The sequence below is a fragment of the Lysobacter antibioticus genome, from assembly GCF_000731095.1.
In the GTDB taxonomy this organism is placed as follows: domain Bacteria; phylum Pseudomonadota; class Gammaproteobacteria; order Xanthomonadales; family Xanthomonadaceae; genus Lysobacter; species Lysobacter antibioticus_B.
Genome location: NZ_JMTZ01000159.1, coordinates 1 through 1,490, shown reverse-complemented (window position 1 = coordinate 1,490; position 1,490 = coordinate 1). Strand labels below are relative to the sequence as shown.

The following is a 1,490-nucleotide window of genomic DNA, read 5'->3' as shown; positions in this document are numbered from 1 at the left end:
GGCAACGGCAACGGCAACGGCAACGGCAACGGCAACGGCAACGGCAACGGCAACGGTCTGTGGCGCCTTGGGATAGGGCGGCCTTCCTTCGGTCACTGGCCGCCACTGCGCCCCCCCCGGCTCCCCGTCCGTTGCTGATTCCGCAACCGATACGGCCCCAGTAGCCCGCCCGCCCAGGCAGCTTTTGATGCTGACCCCCGGCAGCGGCGATAATGCCGGCATGAAGACCCTGCGCATCGCCACCCGTAAGAGCCCGCTCGCCCTGTGGCAGAGCGAGCATGTCGCCGACCGGCTGCGCGCCGCGCATCCGGGGCTCGAGGTGAGCCTGGTGCCGATGAGCACTCGCGGCGACGAAGTGCTGGACCGCTCGCTGGCCGCGATCGGCGGCAAGGGCCTGTTCCTCAAGGAGCTGGAGCTGGCGATGCTGCGCGGCGAAGCCGACTGCGCGGTGCACTCGCTCAAGGACGTGCCGATGGAACTGGAGCAGGGCTTCGCCCTGCCGGCGATCCTCGAGCGCGCCGACTACGCCGACGCCTTCGTCAGCAACCACCACGACGGCATCGACAGCCTTCCGCTCGGCGCCCGCGTCGGCACCTCGTCGTTGCGCCGGCAGGCGCAGTTGCGCGCCTTGCGCCCGGACCTGCAATTGCTCGATCTGCGCGGCAACGTCAATACCCGGCTGGCCCGGCTCGATGCCGGCGACTACGACGCCATCGTCCTGGCCTGCGCCGGCTTGCAGCGTCTCGGCTTCGACGCGCGCATCCGCGCCCGCCTCGAATCGCCGTATTGGCTGCCGGCGCCGGCGCAGGGCGCGATCGCGATCGAATGCCGCGAGGACGACGTCGCTGCGCGCACGTTCTGCGCCGCGCTCGATCACGCCGCCACCCGCACCTGCGTCGAAGCCGAGCGCGCCATGAATCGCGCCCTGCATGGCAGCTGCCATGTACCGGTGGCCGCCTACGCGCGCCTGGACGGCGAACACCTGCGCCTCGACGGCCAGGTCGGCTCGGCCAGCGACGGCCGCGCCGTGCGCGCCCACGGCGAAGGCCGCGGCGACGCCCCGGACTGCCTCGGCATCGAGGTCGCGCAACGTTTGTTGGAGCAGGGCGCGGGCGAGTTCATCGCCGATTCGCTGGTGGACATCGACGCGGATTGATTCGGGCTGTGGCTGCCCAACGTCGTTGGCGTTCTACGCTGTCGTTGAGTAGCGCGCCCTCAGTCCAAGCCTTCGCCTTCGTATGCGATCGTCTTTGCCTTGGGGTAGGAGCGGCGTTCTGCTGGATTCTCTTTGGTCACAAGCCGCGACCGCGGGACGCGCAGAGTCTGCAACGCCTTCGCCATTGATCGGAGGCATGAGTTGGCGCGAGGGTAGGAGCGGCGCGAGCCGCGACCGCGCTGCGACGGTCTCGCGGCGTATCGCTCCCGCTAGACCGGGATCAAGATCAAACGCCTAAAGCTTCCGCCACTAAAGCGGCGGGTAACTTTCTTTT

The 1,490-nt window shown here is 69.1% G+C and carries 1 protein-coding gene; it reads left to right on the top strand.

Going from position 1 to position 1,490, the window contains the following annotated elements:
• The first annotated feature begins 220 nt into the window (after positions 1-220).
• Positions 221-1,156 (top strand): hydroxymethylbilane synthase, encoded by a 936-nt coding sequence (gene hemC, locus EX88_RS0122750; protein ID WP_031374272.1) that lies wholly within the window; start codon positions 221-223, stop codon positions 1,154-1,156.
• Positions 1,157-1,490 lie beyond the last annotated feature (334 nt).